This window comes from Devosia nitrariae (genome assembly GCF_030160115.1).
Taxonomy (GTDB): domain Bacteria; phylum Pseudomonadota; class Alphaproteobacteria; order Rhizobiales; family Devosiaceae; genus Devosia; species Devosia nitrariae.
Map to the genome: position 1 here is coordinate 29,532 of NZ_BSNS01000026.1, position 16,991 is coordinate 46,522.

Sequence of the window (16,991 nt, forward strand, 5' to 3'; positions counted from 1 at the left end):
TCGCAAAAAACCGGTTCCCACTTTTTGCATTTCGCTCTAGGAAGCGAGCAGCACGGCGCCGTCAGGCGTGGGCGGCGGAAGCCGTCGGGTGCCGTCGGCCGAGAGGACTTCGAGCACCGCGTCCGCCGGAAGGCTCTCGGCGACGATGCCGTTACCGGCGGCAGTGACACGCACGGCGCGCAACGCATCGATCCAGTCGGCGATCTCTTTTCCCGTCATTGCCACCATGCCGCGCGAGCGAGAAGCGCTGAGCGCCCGCGTCAGCGCTTCGCGCACGGAGGCGAATTTGTGCAGCCAGCGTTGATGGTTGAGCAGGTGCAGGCACCCGCCGACAGCCATCACCTCGTCGACCAACGGCCCGATAATGCTGTTGTCGCCCCAGCGCTGCGGCTCGAAGTCGATGTCGGCGGTCTGGAACGGCAGGGAATAAACGCGGTGGCGCGGCGCGCCAGGATCGAAAGCGGCCGGCCGATGCGGAAATGAGGTGCCGTAGAGGAAGCCGCGATTGCCCATCTTGGAGGGACCACGGGTGCCGTCGAGCCGGATGCCGCCGGCATCGCACCACTGGTAGAACTCGTCCCACCCCTCGAAGCGGGTGTAATGGTTCTTGTTGCTGACGGCGTTGACCGGCGCATGGGCATTGTGTCGTGCAAGCTGTTGCACGAAGGTCTCCTCAGACCACACGCCACCTTCCATGGCGAGGGCGTTGTAGTGCAGGGCGACTTCGTGCCCAGCCGCATGCACGCGCTTTTGCACCTCGCCGCCATAGCCACCCTCGAGCTCGCACCAGGTGGCACGAAGATCGAGACTGTCGAGTAGTGCCAGAGCCGTTTCGGCGTGATGGGGATCGTTGTCGTCGCTGTCGAGGCTGAGATGCAAGACAGCCGGCGCGCCGCCCGGCCAAGCGGCCGGCCGCAGCAGCACGCGCGGCGAAACGATCCCGACGATCTCCTCGACCAGCCATTGTCGCCAGCGGTCGGCGTGGGCGAACGGGAAATAGGGTTGGCCCGTGGCGGTCTTGCCCCGGTCCTCGATCCAGTCGAGCGTCGTGGTGTCATCGGCCTTGAGGATGCCTTCGGCGGTGTCGGCCGTACCATCGGGAGCCGAAGGGCGATCTTGCCTCGCAAGGCCGACACCCTGCTGCAGGCGCACGATCGTATCTGCAACATCGATGGTCATGTGGATCAGCCGGCCGCGACCGATGGTGAACTCCTGGACCAGCGGGGCACTGGTTTCGGCGGCGGCCGCCGAGCCGCGCTCGAGGTTGGCCCCGCGCAACTGGCGTCCGGCAAAAAAGCGCAGCGGCTGACCTTTGACGGCAGCATGCCCCTGCCCGAACGCCTTGGCGGCACCTTCCGGCCCCTCATCGAGAGAAAAGGCAAGGAGCCTGCCGCCGGTCGAGACGTAGACGAGTTCGTCGGACGAAAGCGCGTCCGACCCGCCCGCGCGCAGCACAAGATCGAATTCTCCGATCGACGGCAGGCTCGGGAGAACCGTATGAGTCACCCGCTCCTGCTCGAGAAGTTCGATGAGATAGGGCGTGTACCGCCCGGTGACGCTGGCTGGCTGGTAAAGGCCGATCCGGGCAAGCTTCATGATGTCCCGCACGAGGTTAATTCACATATTGTTTTAACCTCGTTTCCCATTCCGCACAACTCTTCTATAAGAGGTAAGCTACCGCGACGAACGGAGTTTTTCATCGGATGGCCGCCAATTGAGCAAAGTCGGCAGCAAGGCGCTGTTGAAGCGCATGAACCGAATGCGGGTGCTCAACACCGTCCGCGAGCGCCAGCACATCGGACGCGCGGAAGTTGCCGACATCACCGGCATCAGCAGGGCGTCCGTTACCTATCTCGTGGGGGAGCTGGTCAAGGACGGCTGGCTGATCGAATACGACAAGGGCGAGACGACCCAGGCCGGCGGGCGTCCGCCCATCCTGCTGCAGTTCAATCCCGACGCAATCTACGCCGTCGTCGTCATGATCGGCTCGGAACAGACGACGGTCGCCGTCGGCGACGGCAACGCGCATATGCGCTATCATGAGACCCAGCCATCGGTCCTGGGCCAAAGCGCCGACGAAGCGGTCGAGTTGGTGGTCGAGATGATCGAGCGCGCGCTCATGAGGTCTGGGGTCGATCGCCAGCGGGTCGGAGGTGTCGCCATCGGTGTGCCGGGACTCGTCGATGCACACAATTCCATCGTCCACTATTCGGCACGCCTGCCGGTGATGCGCGAGATCGACCTCGGCTCGATTATCGCCAGCCGCGTCGGGCTGCCGGTGATGGTCGAGAATGAAACACGGCTCATTGGCTGGGGAGAGCTCAGGTTCGGCTCGGGACGCGGCTACTCGCCTCTGGTCTGCGTCAGCGTTACGCTCGGTATCGGCTCGTGCATCATCCTCGAGGACCGGATGCTGTCGGGCAGTTCCTATTCGGCCGGGCAGTTCGGCCACATGACCATCGACGAGCATGGGCCGCTCTGCGAATGCGGGAACCGCGGATGCTGGGAGGCGCTGGCGAGCAGCGCTGCCGTGCTGCAGCGCGCCCGGCAGCTCGACGCCGCGTGGGCGGCCGAGCCCACCATCCCGGATATCCTGGAAGCCGTGGGCAAGGGCGACAAAGCGGCCAGCAAGCTTATGCACGAGACTGCGGTTCATCTGGGCATCGGGCTGGCCAACATCATCAACATCGTCAACCCGTCGATCATCGTGCTGCACGGCAAGATGTTCGAGGCGGGGGACCAGTTCCTGCAGACGATCCGGCAGACGGTCGCATCGCGGGCGCTCAAGCTCCCTGCCCTCAACACCCGGCTCCTGGTTTCCGAACTCGGAGAACAGGCAGGGGTTGCGGGCGGCGTGACCCTCGTCATGCGCTCGGTCCTTGAATCGCCACTCGAGCAGCGGGCAAATCCTTTTTATGTCTAAGACAGACGAGGCGGACGCCGGCGGGCAGACGCCGGCGTCCGTGCGCTTCAAAGGCCTTCGCGGGCAATGAGGTCGTTAGCCGTCCGCTCGGCGTCGGCGAGGGCCTGATCCGGCGTCTTGCTGCCGAGGATGGCGCCCTGGATCTCGGGGGCAAGGATCGAGATCACCTGACGGGCCACGGGATGGACTTCGCCAGGGGTGGCGATGGCCACGTAGCTTTCAAGCTGGCTGAGGAACGGACCGTCCCCGTGGATGGCGCCCATGCTGGCGCGCGGACCGAAGAAACCGCTGATCTTGTTGAATTCGGCCAGGTTCTCCGGCTGGATCAGGAACTCGAGGAAGGTCTCGGCCGCCGCATTGTCGTTGTTGTTGACGGGCATCGCGAACCCGCCCACGGTGCCGTAGGTGATCTGCTCGGCATCCGTCAGCGGCTCGCCGATGCCGACCTGGTCCGCCCCCCAGAGCTCGCGCATGTCCTTGACAACGTCACTGCCGCCCGAAAGCACCATCGCGGCGCGTTTCTGCGCAATCGGCGCATCCGTGCCCCGCAGCGTCGTCGAAATCGTCGAGGGATCGGCATAGCCGTCCTTGAACATGTCGACGACGAACTGGAGAGCCTTGAGCCCCTCCGGACTATTGAAGGCGACGGACTTGCCGTCCTCGGCAAACACCCGCCCGCCTGCCTGCCAGAGCAGCGGATAATAGGTGAGGTTGAGGGTCTCTTCGAGAGAAGCGTTATATTGGAGGAGGTAGGCACCACTGTCCTTGAAGCTCGGCGCGATAGCCTTGAGCTCGTCCCAGGTCTCGGGGAAAGTCTCAACGCCGGCCTCGGCGAACAGCGCCTTGTTGTAGATGGGCGCAACCGCGCTCATCAGCACCGGTGCGGTATAGAGTTCACCCTCAAAGGTCGCCCCCTGCACGGCGCCGGGCAGATAGTCGGCAACGATCTCCTCCGGCAGACTGATGGGCTCGAGGGCGCCGAGCCGCACGAATTGCGGAATCTGGTCCGGAATGAGATAGACGAGATCCGGCGCGCGTCCGGCCGAAACGGCGGCGGTGAATTTCTCGTTGCGTCCGGCCCAGGGCTGGATGTCGACGCGCACATCGACGTCCGGGTATTCGGCGTTGAATCTCTCGATCAGGCCATCCCAGAACCCTTCATGCGTGGCCGTATCGGCGATGATGGGATAGACCCAGAGATCTACCGTGCCGCTCACGGCCTCCTGAGCATGAGCCGCAGGGGGCGCGACGAGCATGGCTGCTCCCATCAACAAGGCAAGTTTCGTCTTCATCTGTTCCCTCCATGAGGACCCGCGGGTCCGATAAAACACTTTCTGTACAAACCCCCTCGCCCATCGTTTCCTCCAGAAGTTATACGAGGGTGGAAGTTCGGGTGGATCTCGCCCGCACCCGGGTCAGCACGTCTTCGAGCAAAGCGATTGGCGCGAGCATCTCGGCGGCGCTCACCACATCCTCGCCGGCAAAGAACCGCTCGAGCTGGCTTGCGCCATGCCTGTAGGCGGCTTCGACGTCGAGGACCTCATGCCCTCCTGCATGGCCAATTTCATAGCCGCTGGCGGCCGGATCGAGCACCACAGCGAATGGACCGGTCCCGCCGTTGAGGCGCGCGGTCAGAACGCCGCCTTCCACGCCCACGGCTTCGATCCGGAGTTGGGCAACGAGCGTCGAGGCAAGTTCGGCTCCATGGATGCCGAGAAACCAGAACCCGGCGTGGGGACCGGCGCCGTTGCCGGGGACCCGGATTTCACGCAGCTGCACTCCGCCCCGGGCGAGTTCCTCGACCTCGGGCAGAAACCGCAACACGGAGAACGAGGTGACACGGCCGGCGCGTACCATTTGTTCTGCCGATATGAGGTCGCAGGCCAAGGGCTTGTCGACGAACACCGGCAGGCCCTGTGCTAGGTATGGAAGCGCCTCGGCGGCGTGATTGCGTCCGTCGCGGGTGAGGACGAGGATGCCGTCGAGATTGTCGGCGAAGCCCTCGGCCGTTTCGCAAAGCTCGATGCCGGCGGGCACGATACGCGGATCGCTGGGCAAGGCCAGAGCGCGAACGATCCGCGCATCGGCGGCAAGCTCGCGCGCGAAATGCGCCAGATGCGAGGAGGCGGTACCGATGGCGCCGAGCTTCAGCATCAGCCGGCCTTGCGCGCAGGCTCGAGCCAGCGCGCCCTATTGGCGGCAACGAACGCGTCGTCGATGAGGTGCGGGTAAGCGCGTCGCACCCGCTCGATCTCGTCGGCCTGGCCGGGCGAGAGCACCTCATGGTCGCTGACGCAACGCATGGAGGAGATGAGCCCCTGCTGTCGGAGCACGTACTGTATGCCGGCGACGCACCCCTTGAAGTCGCCCGCAACGTCGAAAACGGCCGAGTTCGCATCGGTCAACTGCTGGGCCTTGAGGAGGAACTCCGCGGGCACGCTCCCAGCCTGCCGGTGCAACCTGGCTTCCTCGAATAACGCCACGGCCGCCTTGGTCCATACGGCCCACTGGCCGAGAAGGCCGCCGGAAAAGCACACCGTCTCGCCCTCGGGCGTAAACCTTGTCGGCAACACCAGGTCCAGAAGGATGTGGTCATCGTTGCCGGTATAGAGCGCGATCTCCTTGGCGCGGCCGCTGTCGACGAGCGCACGCATGACATCGAGCGACCAGTAACGGTGGAACGGCGCCGCCTTGACCGCAACGACATTGTCGATGGCAAAGAAGTCGCGCCAGAACGCATAGGGCAGCACACGCCCGCCGACGGCCGGCTGCAGATAGAAGCCGATGAGCGGCAACACTTCCGCCACGGCCCGGCAATGGGCGAGAAGCTCCTCATGGCTCGCTTCGCGCATGGCCCCGAGGCTGAGAAGTACCGCATGATAACCGAGATCGCGGGCAAGCTCCGCCTCCCGCACCGCCTGCTCGGTCCTGCCGACGGCGCCCGAGACGAGCGCGAAGCCGCGACCGGCACCAGTCGCTTCGTCCGCCGCCATCGCGAGGACCGGGGCGAGCATGCCGTTCCCATGGATTTCGAACTGGGTCGTGTGGACGCCGACCGCGACGCCCCCCGCCCCGGCCTCGATATAGTAGCGGGTGAGCGCCCGCTGGCTGCGCGTATCGAGTACGCCATGGTCGTCGAGGGCGAGCGGGTGCGCCGGGATGACCTGGCCGTGCCGGAGGAACGAGCCGATGTTCATGCCATGTCCTTGAAGTCGAAGAGGATGCCCAGCGCAGCGCCGCGATCGGCCGAGATTTCGGCATAGGTGCGGGCAGCGTCCGCCGCCGGGAAGGTGTGGGTGACGAGGGCGGAAAGGTCGAGATGCATCGCCATGCGCTGAACGACCAGCGCGAGATTGCGCCCCTCGGTCCAGCGCACATAGGCAAGCGGGTAGTCGAGAGCTTTCGCCTCGTAATCCGCATCGTAGCGTCCCGGGCCGCCGGCGCGGCTGACCGAGAGCCTGATTTCGCGCGAAAACATCACCTCGCGTGAGATGGTGACGGGCAGATCCCCCACGACCACCAGACTGCCGCGCAGGCGCAGCTTCTCGCCGCAGGCACCGAGAAGGTCGTCGGATCCGTGGGCAGTCAGGAGCGCCGCGTCGAACGGGCCGTCGGCCGCTTCGATCCCCTCGACAACCGGCGAGCCAACCGTCTGAGCAAGCCCGCGACGCCTGGCGTCCGGCTCGACGCAGACGATATCCATGCCCGCGGCCCTGAGGAGGAGAGCAACGAAATAGCCGACCGGGCCAAGGCCGACGACCAGCGCGCGTTCGCCGAAGGTCAGATTGGCCTCGCGTATGCCGTGAAGGGCGATGGCACCGATGCCGCCGAATGCGGCGTGCTCGAGCGGGACATCGGGCGGCACGGGAGCGGCAAGCGTCACCGGGACGTCGAGGATGGTGGCGTGGTGGACATAGGGCGCGCCATAGACGGCAATCCGGTCACCAACCTGGAACTCGCTCACCCCCGCCCCCACGGCATCGACGATGCCGCTGGCGCTGTAGCCGAGTGCCGTGCCGTCGGGACGTGTGGTGACGGCCGTCATCTCCGTGCCGATGGAAACGGCCGAAAAGGCGGTGCGCACCCGAACGTGCCGGGAGACGAGCGCCGGGAGAGACTCGGCTGCAAAGGCCGCGCTCTGCTGCTTGACGCGCAGGACCTGTCGCACCGGACCGCTCATTTGAGGCCGCTCGTCATGATCGAACGCACGAAGAAGCGTTGCAGCAACAGGAAGACGATGAAGGTCGGCACGAATGAGAGCGTGGTGCCTGCCATGATTTCGCTGGTGTTGACCTGCTCGGACTGGAGCGAGGCCAAGCCGACGGTCAGCGTACGCGTCGCATCGCTTTGCGCAACGAGCAGCGGCCAGAGGAAGTCGTTCCAGTGCCAGAGGAAAACGAACGTGCCCATGGTGGCCATGATCGGCCCGGTCTGCGGCAGGACGATCTGCCAGAAGATGCGCCACTCCCCTGCCCCGTCGATGCGCGCCGCCTCGATCAGTTCGTCCGGAATCCCGGCGATGAACTGGCGCATGAGGAAAATCGACTGGGCATTGGCGACGGTGGGGATGATGAGGCCCCAATAGGTGTCGATGCCGTTGAACCAGGAAAGGAGGATGAACAGCGGAATGAGGGTGACCTGGGTCGGCACCATCAACATGGCCAGGAACGTCCAGAACATCGCCTCCTTGCCCGGAAACCGCTTCTTGGCGAAGGCATAGCCGGCCATGGAGGAGAAAAGCAGGACCAGAACCACCGAGACGACCGAATAGACGAGCGAGTTGAAGGTCCAGGTCCAGACGTCCGCCGAGCCTAGGATCTTGTCGTAGCTCGCAAGGCTGACGCCCTCGGGATTGAGCATCCGAAAGATGTTGCCGATGCCGCGCGGCTTTAAGGAGACCACCACCATCATGAGGAACGGAAAGACCGTGCAGACGGCGGCAAGGATCAATGCGACATAGGTGCCGGCTGAAGTGAGGCCGATGGAACGTGTCGCCCGAACTGTCATGACGCGCGCTCGCTGAGAAACCGGCGCTGGACCAGCGAGATGAGGAGGATGATGATGAAGAGCACCACTCCGACCGCACTCGCCGCGCCGAAGTTGAAGAACTGGAAGCCCTGGTCGTAGAGCATGTAGACGAGCGTGTAGCTTGCGCGAACAGGGCCGCCATTGGTCATGACGTAGACAGCGTCGAATACCTGAAAGGCTCCGATTGTCTCGATGACGAGCACGAAGAACAGGGTTGGCTTGAGGAGCGGCAGGGTGATCGACCAGAACTTGCGCCACGAATCCGCCCCGTCGATATCGGCCGCTTCGTAATATTCGCCGGGGATGGCGAGGAGCCCGGAAAGGAAGACCATCATCGAATAGCCGAAGTTCTTCCACACCGACATGACGGCAATGGCCGGCAGCACCGAACCGGGCTGCTCCAGCCAGTTCGCGGTCGGCAGGCCGATAAGCGTGAGGACGGCGTTGATCGGGCCGCTCGGTCCGTAGATCGCCACCCAGATGATGCCGGCCATGATGAGGCTGGTGACGTAAGGCAGGAAGAACGCCGACCGGAAGAAGGACTGCCAGCGCACTGGCCGGTTGACGAGCAATGCCATCGCCAGCGCGACGACCGTCGTCAACGGCACGCTGATGACCACATAGGTCATGGTAACGCGCAGGCTCTCCCAAAAGATCGGATCGGCGAACAGCCGGCTGAAGTTCTGGAGACCGGTAAAGCTCGACCTGCCGATGCGGTACTCCATGAAGGAGAGCACGAGCCCGGCCAGGGTCGGGCCAATGCGAAAGATGATGAACAGGACGAGCGCCGGCAACACGAAGGCAAAGCCAACCCGCGCCTCGCGCGTGGTGAGCGCCTTGACGAGAACCGGCAGACCGCGCGTCTGGGCGTTCATCAGAACTGGCCTTGCCGTTCCTGGAAGTGGGTGGGCTTGTCCCATCGCTCGCCTCCCTCGCGAACCCATTGCGCCGCCATGTCGATCATCTGCCCGAGCGTTGTGCGCGGATATCCAAAGAGCGCGTGAGAGGCACCGGCATTGCTGATGAGCGCCGTCGGAGCCTCCTGCCCCTCGATCGCCGCCGCCTTGCCCAGACGCCGGCTGAATTCCTCGGCGAGCCAGCGCACGCTAACCGTCTCCGGCCCCGTGACATTGAGAATGCGTGGCGGGTTCGAAGCATGGAGGAGACTGCGCAGCGCGACCTCGTTGGCATCGCCCTGCCAGATGACGTTGACCGAGCCCGTGGTGACGTCGACCGCGCGCCCTTCCCAGACGGCCCGGGCGATCTCGTGCAGCACCCCGTAGCGCAGATCGATGGCGTAGTTGAGCCGGTACTGCAGAACGCGGGTTCCCCAGGTCTCGGCGGCGTACTCGAACATGCGCTCACGCCCAAGCACCGACTGGGCATATTCGCCGACCGGATCCGGCTGCACATGCTCGTCGGCGCCGCCCTCACCGAGCTTGCGGAGCGGATAGACGTTGCCGCTGGAAAAGACGACGACGCGCGAAGCCCGGTAGTGTTCGGCGATGCGGCCGGAGACGTAGACGTTGTTGCGCCAGGTCAGATGTGGGGCGCCGCTTGTCCCGAATTTGGTGCCGACCATGTAGACGACGTTCACGGCAGCCGGCAGCGCGCCCACAGCAGCATCATCGAGGAGATCGCAGGAGATGGTCGATATCCCCGCCGCCTCGAGCTCGGCGCGGGTCTCTGGAGAACTGAAACGGGAAACGGCGATGACCTTGTGCTTGCCGCCAAGGGCAGAGAGCCCGCGTTGGGCGAGCTTGCAGAGCGTCGGGCCCATCTTGCCGGCGGCACCAAGCACGAGGATGTCGCCATCGATGCGTGCGAGGTCCTCGATCAGGACGTCGCTGGGCGAGGTCATGCGATCCTCGAAGGCAGAGAACAGCGCCCGATCCATGTCCCGTTCTTGTTATTTCACATTATGAATTATCCTCGAGCTTACACCACATAACCGAGACGTCAAGCCAGTGTGGCTTCTGGAAAAATGCCTGCGGAGGGTCCGGCGGTCCGCTACCGGCGAGTCGACGCAATCCCATAGATTCGCTCGACATCGTCGAGCGCCAGGTGCGCCGCCATTATGCCGCCGGCCGTTGCCCACACGGTGTCGGAGACGCCGTGGACGTGCTCGGCCCTAGCGACGGCCATGGTGTCCCACAGCGGATCGCTCATCCAAGTTTCGGCTTCCTGAAGGGCAAGGCCGTCGCCGGTCTCGTAACTGAAGTAGAGCAGCCGGTCGCCGTCCAGTTCCGGGATGCGCTCCTTGGTGATCGGCTCGGCAAGCCCCGGCTTGTCCTGGGCGACCGGACGCGCAAAGCCGATATCGCGAAGGATCGAGCCCGAGAAGCTGTCGTTGTTGTAGGCGTAGTTCTGCCCGGCGATGAAACGCACGAGCCCCACCTCTTCATCCACCCTTTCCCCGAGGGCGGCGCGGAGGGCGTCGACTCGGCGCATGTAATCGGCGAGAGCCGCCTCGGCCTCTTGGGTCTTACCGACCGCCTCGGCATAGACCTCGATATTGGCCTTCCATTGTCCGGTGACGTTCTCGACGAAGACGGTCGGGGCGATGGCCGACAACTGGTCGTAGATCTTCTCGTGGCGCTTTTTGTTGCCGAGGATCAGGTCCGGCTCGAGGGCGGCGATGGTCTCGAGCTCAGGGGCGAGTTCCTCACCCACCAGCGTGGTTTGCGACAACTGGTCGGCAATGTGATCGAACCAGGGGGCGGCGTTGGCGGACCGAACCGCGCCCACCGGCACGATGCCCAGCGCCAGCAGGTCTTCGGTCGCCTCATTGGTCAGGGCGACGACGCGCATTGGCCGATCGGGGACCGTGGTCACGCCCATGACATGCGTGACGTCGCGAGCGGTAGCAAGCCCCGATGCCGAGAGGACCGAGAGGAACGCGAGAAGCGAAAACAGGCGGCGGGAGATCATTGCTGGTCCTAATGCTGACACTGACAGTCATATTTCTGCTTCAAACCCAGAGCGCCGGGTAAGTCAAGACCAGATGGGACGCCGCGGCCACATGCCCGATCGGATGGGCGCGATTGCTCCGGTGCCCTCTCCCTCGCACACCGGGCACAATGCCGCCCCAATTGAGCGCGCTCTTCCACCGCCCGACCGGAAACGAATGTGAGACCGCCACAGCGAGCCTTAGAAAATTGCTTGTATTTTACAGCAGGTTACGCCGAGCCTCCGATCGGGCGACAGTTATGCGCTGGTCGCAGACCCGTCCCGCACGAGCCCTCATTGACCTCATCGGCCCACCACGCCCTACTTTCACCGACGTCTCGTGCGATTGCCTTCGCATCGACCCTGCCAGCGCCCGGGCCGGTGCAGGAAATCAAGCTGTCGAAACGGCAGCCGACCTGTTCGCGAGCGATTGCGGGCAAGAGCTGAAAAACCCGCCGCAAGTTGAGGGTACTGCCCTTCGGGACAGGAGATACAACGTTGCTCAAAGTGCTCTACTTGGTGCCCAACCTCGCCGACGCCGCCGTCGCCCGGCGCATCCACATGATGCGTGCCGGCGGAGCGGAAGTCGCCATCGCCGGTTTTCGGCGTGCCGATGCCGCCCCGCCCGACCTCGACGTCGTAAACTATGTGGAATTGGGCGAGACCTTCGATGCGCGCTTCGGCCAGCGCATAACGGCCGTTGTGCGGGCGCTAGGATCGATCGTGCGACGTCTGCGGCCTGTCGGCATGCCCGACGTCGTCATCGCCCGTAATCTCGAAATGCTTCCGCTGGCCCAACGCCTGCGCGCCTCCTGGCCGGCGCGCCCACCCCTCGTTTACGAGTGCCTCGACATCCACCGCTTGCTCCTGCGCGAGGATGTTATCGGTCGCGCCATGCGCGGCACCGAACAGCATTTGACGCGCAACGCTGCTTTGCTCCTCACCAGCTCGCCCGCGTTCCTGCGCAACTATTTCGACATTCATGGCGCTCCGCCGGCGGTCGTCGTCGAAAACAAGGTGTTCTTCGAGGCCGGCGCCCCACGCGGCAGCAATCCAGCGCTGACATCGGAACCGGCAACCGACGGCCCCATCCGCATCGGCTGGTTCGGCGCCCTGCGCTGTCGCAAATCCCTCGATGCCCTGGCCCGGTTCGCCAACGCCATGGACGGCAAGGTGGAGATCGTCCTGCGCGGCCGACCCGCGCTGACCGAATTTCCCGATTTCCACGGGTTTGTCGCGACCCAGCCCCATATGCGGTTCGAGGGTCCTTACCGCAATCCGCAGGACCTTGCCGACATCTATTCCACGGTCCATCTGGCCTGGGCGATCGACTTCTTCGAAGAAGGGCTCAATTCGCAATGGCTCCTGCCCAATCGCATCTATGAGGGGTGCCTTCACGGCGCCGTACCCGTGGCATTGGCCGGCACCGAAACTGCCGCCCTTGTCGAGCGGCACGGCATCGGCATCGTTCTGCCCAATATCAGTGAGACAACGCTCTTCGACAGGCTCGGAACGCTGACCACCGTCCGGATAGGCGGTCTTGCCCGCGCTGTCGCAGCGGTGGACGAGGGTCATTTCGCCTGCAACGCCGCTGAGTGCCGCATGTTCGTCGACCGACTGCAGGCTCTCACCGCTCCGGATCAGACACTAAGGGAAGCTGCATGACCGACGACGCCGTGCCCGCGGCCGAACCTTTCAAGGAATGCCTGATCGTCGTGCCGACGCTCAACGAATCACGGCACATCGCCGGCCTCCTTGACAAGTTGATGGTCGAAGCCGAGGCGATGGGAGCTTCGATCGTCGTGGCCGATGGCGGCAGCACCGACGGCACCCGCGATATCGCGGCCGATTATGCCGCCCGGTACGGGACCGTCTCGTTCATTGACAATCCCAAGCGCATCCAGAGCGCGGCCATGAATCTGGCGGTCGCCCGCTTCGGCGACGACGCCGAATACGTCATCCGCATTGATGCGCATGGCAAATATCCGCCCGACTATTGCCGCGCGCTCGTCAGGGACGCGCAGCAGCGCGGCGTCGACTGTATCGTCGTGCCGATGATCACCATCGGTGAGAGCACCTTCCAGCGGGCCGTCGCAACCGCTCAGAACTCGCTGGTCGGCACAGGCGGCTCGGCCCATCGCACGGGGCTTGGCGGGCGCTTTGTCGAGCACGGCCACCACGCGCTGATGAGCATCCCTGCTTACCGCGCGGTCGGGGGCTACGATGAAACCTTCCGCTTCAACGAAGACGCCGAACTCGACTATCGGTTCGTCAAGGCCGGCTACAGGATCTGGCTGACCGACGCTACGGTGATGACCTATTATCCGCGCGCAACGCCCGCGACGCTCTTCAAGCAGTATTTTGGCTATGGCAGCGGCCGGGCCCGCAACATCCTCAAGCACCGCATGACCCCGCGCATCCGCCAGATGCTGCCGCTGGTGATACTGCCGGCCGTGGCGCTCGCCGCCCTGTCCTTTATGCATTGGATCGCGCTGATCCCGCTTGCCCTCTGGTGCCTCGCCTGCCTTGCCCTCGGCGCGGTCGCCACCAGTCAACATTTCGACAAGTACGGCTTGCCCTTCAGCCGCGCGCCGCTGGTTGGCGTCGCCGCCATGATCATGCACTTTGCCTGGTCATCCGGGTTTTGGCTGCACGTGGCGCGTGCGCTGACGGGTGACAACCAGAGAGCGGGGTCGTGACATGGCGGCCAGGAGCATCGATATCTGCATCTGCACGTTCCGCCGGCCGCACCTGGCCGAAACGTTGAAGTCGGTCGCCGCCCTGGAGGTGTCCGATGCCGAGGTGCGCGTTATCGTCTCGGACAACGACGTGACGCCCTCCGCCCGACCGCTGGTCGAGCGGATCGCGGGAACGTTCCCCTTCCCCGTGACATACCTCCACAGCCCTGCCGCCAACATCTCGATCGCGCGCAACGCCTGCCTCGAGGCGGTCGACGCGCAGTACTTGGCCTTCGTGGACGACGACGAGACTGTGTCGCCCGGCTGGCTCGCGCACCTGCTGCAAGCAGCCGAAGCGACCGACGCCGATGCGGTGCTGGGTCCGGTCAAGGCCGTCTATGCGCCCACCTCGCCCGGCTGGCTGATCGAAGGTGACTTTCACTCGACCGCTCCTGTGCACGTCGCCGGGTCCATCTACACCGGCTACACCTGCAATGTCTTGATCCGCTGGAGCCCGCCGATCAGTGCTCTGCGCTTCGATCTGGCGCTCGGCAAGTCGGGCGGCGAGGATACCGACTTCTTTTATCGGCTGAGCGACCTCGGCGGCGTGATCGTCGAGGCGCCCGAAGCCCTGGTCTACGAGCCTGTGCCGGACAACCGCGCCGACATGCGTTGGCTGTTGAACCGGCGCCTCCGCGCCGGGCAGACACACGGCATGCGCCTGAAGGCGGCAGGCGGCGGACCGACCTTCTCTGCGGCCGGTCTCGCTGCCGCCAAGGCCGGTTATTGCATCGTCATGACGGCAGTCATGGCATTCTCACCGGTCCACTGGCGCCGCAATCTCCTGCGCGCAGTCATGCATATCGGCGTCCTCGGCGGCATCTTCGGCGCCCGCCAAGCCGTCCACTACGGTCAGGGAGAAACCTCATGATCCACCCGCCCGCTCACCACACGATTGAAATTTGCCGCATGGACAAGGGGAAACACGCCCGTGCTTGAACGCAGCAACTTTCCGGAGATGTCTGGCCCGCGTAATTCGGACGTCAGTTTCATCGACATCGACCGGATCCTGTCGATCCTGCGGCGGCAGTACCTGGTCCTGACGCTTGGGCTCGCCCTCGGCCTCGGCCTTGGCCTTCTATATCTTTTGATGGCTCCGCGCACCTATGTCTCGGCGAGCCAGATCCTCATCGACAAAAACCTGCAGGAAATGGCGAGCGAGGTTGCGGCACCGACTTCGGCCTTGGACCTCGAGGCTGAAATCCTCAACCAAATCGAGGTGCTCAAATCCAGCCGTATAGCAAGCGCAGTCGCCGGGGCTGAGAACCTGATGACGGATGAGGAGTTCCTCAACCCGCCGCCATCTTTCACTCAGCGGATCAGGGGAACTCTGCTGGGGCTCCTCTCCCCGTTGCTCGGGCCGGCCGAGGCCGAGCCAAGGGCGCTCGAGGCGACGGTCCAGGAAACCGCTGGCGCCTTGCGTGCCGGTGTTGTCGTCGAGCGCGTGGGTCGCAGCGCCGTCATTCGCGTTGCCTATGAGGCGCCCTCCCCCGAGCTCGCTCACCGGATCGCCAACGCCTATGCTGAAGCTTTCGTGCAGGATCAGTTGAATGCCGACCTCGAAGCGACCCGCCAAGCCACCGACTGGCTGCAGGGGCGCCTTGCAGAGCTCGGCGAAAGCCAGCGCCAGGCAACCCTCGCCGTCCAGCTCTTCCGCCGTGAGAGCGGTCTGACCAGGGGCGAGGATGAGGAGCTCAGCAACCAGCGTCTGGAGGCGCTGACCGACCAACTCGTGCTGGCTCAGGCAGAAACCGCGCGCGTGCGCGCCCTGTCGAACCAGGTGCAGGCGGTCATCAACGCCGGCCCGGAAGCAGCAGCCGACAACGTCGCCCTTCTCTCCAACACCGGCATCGCCGACGAAGAGATCTCCGCCATCCGCACCCGTTACGCTTCAGTCACGCGCAGGATCGATGAGATCACCGCCTCATTTGGCGCCGATCATCCGCAGATTGCGGTGCTCGAGGCTGAGCGTCGGGCGCTGACCGACCAGATTTTCGTGCAGTTGCGCGGGCTCAACGAGCAGTACCGCAATCAACTCACCATAGCCGAGCGCCAGGAAAACGGTCTGCGCGAAAGCATCGAGACCGAAGGGCGCGCCGCCGCCCAGGCCAATCAAGCCCAGGTCGAACTCAATGCGCTGCAGCAGCGCTCCGCCGCGCTCGGCATCCTCTATAACTCGTTCCTGTCGCGCTACGAAGAGTCGATCCAGCGCCAGTCCTTCCCGATACCTGGTGCGCGCATCATCACAGAACCGGAACTGCCGCGCGCTCCCTCCGGCCCGCGCACGCTCTTCGTCCTCGCCGGCTCGTTGATCTTCGGCATGTTCCTCGGACTTGGCGCGGGCGCCGTCAACGAACTGCGCGAGCGTTCGTTCCGTATCGGCAGCCAGATCAGCAACGAGCTCGGGCTGCGCTTCCTCGGTTACTTGCCGAAGCTCAACAAGAGCGGACTGAAGCATGGCAAGGCGGGGACCGCGGTTCAGAACCACCGCTACATCCGGGATCAGGTGATCGGCCGCCGGTCCAATGCGCCGACGACCGCATTCCTCGAGACGCTGAAGTCGGCCAAGTTGATGCTGCGCAAGCGCCATCATGCGGGACGCAGCGTCACTGTCGGCGTCGTCTCGGTGTTGCCGGGCGAAGGCAAGACGACCTTCGCGGTCTCGTTTGCCGAGATGCTGGCCGCCAATGGCGACAAGGTGCTCCTCATCGATGCGGACCTGCGTCAGCCGGCGGCCAGCCGGCTCACGGCGCCGGGCGCAACGCTCGGCCTCATGGACATGTCCGCCGGCAGGTCCTGGCGCGAGATCGCCCGGATTGACGAGGAAACGGGCCTGACCGTCATCCCGGCCACTTCGTCGCAAACCGGCTCGACCTCGAACGATTTCCTCACCTCCCAGCCCGTGCAATCGCTGCTCGAGGAGGCGCGGCGCGAGTTCGACTACGTGGTCATCGATCTGCCGCCGCTCGGGCCCATGGTCGATGCGCTTTCCATCGAGCCTTGGACGGATGGCTTCATCCTCGTGACCGAATGGGGCCGCACACCGCGGCGCCTCGTGCGGGCGATCCTCGAGAACGAACCCCAGCTTTCCGACGAGATCATTGGGGTCGTCCTCAACAAGGTCGATTTCGCAAGGCTTAGCCGCTACAGCGACCCGGGCGCGGCCGAGCGGTACGTCGGCACCTACAGCCGCTACTATAACGTCACTGCGCCTGACCCGAACAAGCAGACCGTCGGCTAAAGCGCTCTAGGTCGTAGTGACAATTTAGTCTTCTAGGGATTCCCGCGAGGGGGCAAATCAGATTCAACGCTGGCTTTTGGAGGCTGGCGATGGATGGCGAGGTTCTGCGGGA

At 64.5% G+C, this 16,991-nt stretch carries 14 protein-coding genes; 5 read left to right on the forward strand and 9 right to left on the reverse strand.

The window, feature by feature from the left end; genetic code table 11:
• Positions 1-36: 36 nt before the first annotated feature.
• Entirely contained in the window at positions 37-1,596 is a 1,560-nt protein-coding gene (locus QQK18_RS26125; protein ID WP_284343351.1) for a polysaccharide deacetylase family protein, read from the reverse strand.
• Positions 1,597-1,714: 118 nt separating this feature from the next.
• On the opposite strand from QQK18_RS26125, the gene QQK18_RS26130 reads away from it, so the two are divergent.
• Positions 1,715-2,923: an ROK family transcriptional regulator gene (locus tag QQK18_RS26130; RefSeq protein WP_284343352.1), complete on the forward strand. Its 1,209-nt coding sequence runs from the start codon at positions 1,715-1,717 to the stop codon at positions 2,921-2,923.
• 47 nt (positions 2,924-2,970) lie between these two features.
• Here the strand turns inward: QQK18_RS26130 and QQK18_RS26135 are convergent, their stop codons facing one another.
• The 8 genes from QQK18_RS26135 to QQK18_RS26170 form a co-directional block, all read right to left on the reverse strand.
• Positions 2,971-4,215, reverse strand: a complete 1,245-nt coding sequence (locus QQK18_RS26135; protein ID WP_284343353.1) for an ABC transporter substrate-binding protein — start codon at positions 4,213-4,215, stop codon at positions 2,971-2,973.
• A gap of 79 nt (positions 4,216-4,294) precedes the next feature.
• Complete coding sequence (locus tag QQK18_RS26140; protein WP_284343354.1) at positions 4,295-5,077, reverse strand: Gfo/Idh/MocA family oxidoreductase; 783 nt, start codon at positions 5,075-5,077, stop codon at positions 4,295-4,297.
• Positions 5,077-6,120 carry a dihydrodipicolinate synthase family protein gene (locus QQK18_RS26145; protein WP_284343355.1) on the reverse strand — a complete coding sequence of 348 codons (1,044 nt, stop codon included), beginning with the start codon at positions 6,118-6,120 and terminating at the stop codon, positions 5,077-5,079. The genes QQK18_RS26140 and QQK18_RS26145 overlap by 1 nt, the downstream gene beginning before the upstream one ends.
• Complete coding sequence (locus tag QQK18_RS26150) at positions 6,117-7,103, reverse strand: zinc-dependent alcohol dehydrogenase (protein WP_284343356.1); 987 nt, start codon at positions 7,101-7,103, stop codon at positions 6,117-6,119. Before QQK18_RS26150 ends, QQK18_RS26145 begins: the two co-directional genes overlap by 4 nt.
• On the reverse strand, positions 7,100-7,930 hold the full coding sequence (locus QQK18_RS26155; RefSeq protein WP_284343357.1) for a carbohydrate ABC transporter permease: 831 nt from the start codon (positions 7,928-7,930) through the stop codon (positions 7,100-7,102). The genes QQK18_RS26150 and QQK18_RS26155 overlap by 4 nt, the downstream gene beginning before the upstream one ends.
• A complete protein-coding gene (locus tag QQK18_RS26160; protein WP_284343358.1) occupies positions 7,927-8,826 on the reverse strand; it encodes a carbohydrate ABC transporter permease in 900 nt (299 codons plus the stop codon). Before QQK18_RS26160 ends, QQK18_RS26155 begins: the two co-directional genes overlap by 4 nt.
• The gene (locus tag QQK18_RS26165; protein ID WP_284343359.1) at positions 8,826-9,848 is read right to left on the reverse strand and encodes an NAD-dependent epimerase/dehydratase family protein; all 1,023 of its coding nucleotides are present in this window, start codon (positions 9,846-9,848) and stop codon (positions 8,826-8,828) included. The genes QQK18_RS26160 and QQK18_RS26165 overlap by 1 nt, the downstream gene beginning before the upstream one ends.
• Before the next feature lie 113 nt (positions 9,849-9,961).
• Complete coding sequence (locus QQK18_RS26170) at positions 9,962-10,882, reverse strand: ABC transporter substrate-binding protein (RefSeq protein ID WP_284343360.1); 921 nt, start codon at positions 10,880-10,882, stop codon at positions 9,962-9,964.
• 525 nt (positions 10,883-11,407) lie between these two features.
• Here QQK18_RS26170 and QQK18_RS26175 point away from each other — a divergent pair.
• Genes QQK18_RS26175 through QQK18_RS26190 form a run of 4 tightly spaced genes read left to right on the forward strand, consistent with a single transcriptional unit; the run spans position 11,408 to position 16,879 of the window.
• The gene (locus QQK18_RS26175; protein ID WP_348523257.1) at positions 11,408-12,565 is read left to right on the forward strand and encodes a glycosyltransferase family protein; all 1,158 of its coding nucleotides are present in this window, start codon (positions 11,408-11,410) and stop codon (positions 12,563-12,565) included.
• Entirely contained in the window at positions 12,562-13,599 is a 1,038-nt protein-coding gene (locus QQK18_RS26180; protein WP_284343362.1) for a glycosyltransferase family 2 protein, read from the forward strand. The genes QQK18_RS26175 and QQK18_RS26180 overlap by 4 nt, the downstream gene beginning before the upstream one ends.
• A 1-nt stretch (position 13,600) precedes the next feature.
• Complete coding sequence (locus QQK18_RS26185; RefSeq protein WP_284343363.1) at positions 13,601-14,509, forward strand: glycosyltransferase family 2 protein; 909 nt, start codon at positions 13,601-13,603, stop codon at positions 14,507-14,509.
• A 60-nt stretch (positions 14,510-14,569) separates the two neighbouring features.
• Positions 14,570-16,879: an AAA family ATPase gene (locus QQK18_RS26190; protein WP_284343364.1), complete on the forward strand. Its 2,310-nt coding sequence runs from the start codon at positions 14,570-14,572 to the stop codon at positions 16,877-16,879.
• Positions 16,880-16,991 lie beyond the last annotated feature (112 nt).